3 pseudogenes are annotated in these 1,354 nt (G+C 62.5%); 1 reads left to right on the top strand and 2 read right to left on the bottom strand.

Going from position 1 to position 1,354, the window contains the following annotated elements:
* Positions 1-309: pseudogene (locus VQ044_RS25150) on the bottom strand (hypothetical protein); the annotation flags it as partial.
* Between the two features lie 245 nt (positions 310-554).
* On the opposite strand from VQ044_RS25150, the pseudogene VQ044_RS25145 reads away from it, so the two are divergent.
* Positions 555-866: pseudogene (locus VQ044_RS25145) on the top strand (integrase core domain-containing protein); the annotation flags it as partial.
* Here the strand turns inward: VQ044_RS25145 and VQ044_RS25140 are convergent.
* Positions 749-1,078: pseudogene (locus VQ044_RS25140) on the bottom strand (phage integrase N-terminal SAM-like domain-containing protein); the annotation flags it as partial. The pseudogenes VQ044_RS25145 and VQ044_RS25140 sit on opposite strands and share 118 nt — an antisense overlap.
* Positions 1,079-1,354 lie beyond the last annotated feature (276 nt).

Raw genomic sequence — 1,354 nt, 5'->3', positions numbered from 1 at the left:
CAGATAGTCCCGGTCGTCCCGTGCGTGCCATTGTGGATCCTCCCAGCGCATCATGACAGCCATCATGTTGCGTTGACCGGTTGAACCCACCATGACGACCTTCTCCACGTGCGGCTCGATCACCGCCGCGGCTGACATCGCATTGCCCGTGGCTTCGATCACCACGATGTCGTCCGGCGACAGCTTGGCGGCGAACGCCTTCAGCAGATCGCGCCGCATGTCGACGCGGCCAAACCGCTTGAGCTTGCCGTCCTCCCATGCCACCGCTTCGCCGAAGCCGCGATGGATATCCAGTCCGATGATGCGCATGCATGCTCCCTCCTTCCGGGCTCGGTTGAAGACGGGAGATGGCGGGCAACACGACACCTACTGATCCGCGCTCACAGCGCATCCGGGAAAGTCGCGAGGGGCGGCCATGTAACGAGCTCGGGCTCTCAGCCCACGGTCTATCGACGGCCTGCCCGCACCTTCGTGCTCCCGGCGCCCCACGTCCCGGATGGGCTCACCATATCGCCGTTCGAAAAGAAGAACAGCGGGACGAAAAAGGCGCCGTAGATCACATACCGGATAACGGCCAGGTCGAAAGAATGAACCGGACCATCAAGGATGCGACCGTCAAACGCTTCCACTACGACAGCCACGATCAACTCCGGCGGCATCTCGCCGACTTTGTCGCCGCCTATAACTTCGCGCGGCGTTTGAAGACCCTACGCGGACTCACTCCATACGAGGCAATCTGCAAAGCCTGGACAGATGAACCGTTCCGGTTCGGCAGCTTGCGCGGCTCGCGGGCATACGGGATCCGTTCCGGAATCTCCCCATGGCCCGCACGTCCTCCAGGCCCAGATGGTCCGGCGAACGGCTGAAATAGCGGCTGAACTCNCCAGGAGATGCCGGTGGAGACTAGATGAACCTGAAAGGCCCGCACGTCCTCCAGGCCCAGATGGTCCGGCGAACGGCTGAAATAGCGGCTGAACTCCGTCACCGCATGGAGGTAGGATCGTTGCGTCGCCGGCGACAGATTGCGGACCGTCATGTCCTCGATCATGCGGCGGCGAAGAGGGCTCACATCGGCCATCGGAGGTGCTCCTGTCTCTGGGATCGGGCTAACAACCACAATCCTCGCAGACAGGAGGACTCTCCTAAAACGCTCGCGCCACTCCCGCGCTAGCGGGTTCGTTCAACAGCCCCACCCGGCATCTTTGCCAGGTCGCGTCGAAGACCCAGGCGATCGCCGCCTTCAGGCCGGTATGGGCATCGGAAAGGGAATGTCCCGGTCTCTGTTGAAACTCTGAAGTGGGCGGCGTTGCCCGCCTCGAGCCGTTAGGCTCGGGGTGCCGATTCCACTGAGGAG

This window comes from Aurantimonas sp. C2-5-R2 (assembly GCF_036549495.1).
GTDB lineage: Bacteria > Pseudomonadota > Alphaproteobacteria > Rhizobiales > Rhizobiaceae > Aurantimonas > Aurantimonas coralicida_A.
The sequence above is the reverse complement of the archived record's forward strand: the minus strand, read 5'-3'. Positions and strand labels throughout refer to the sequence as shown.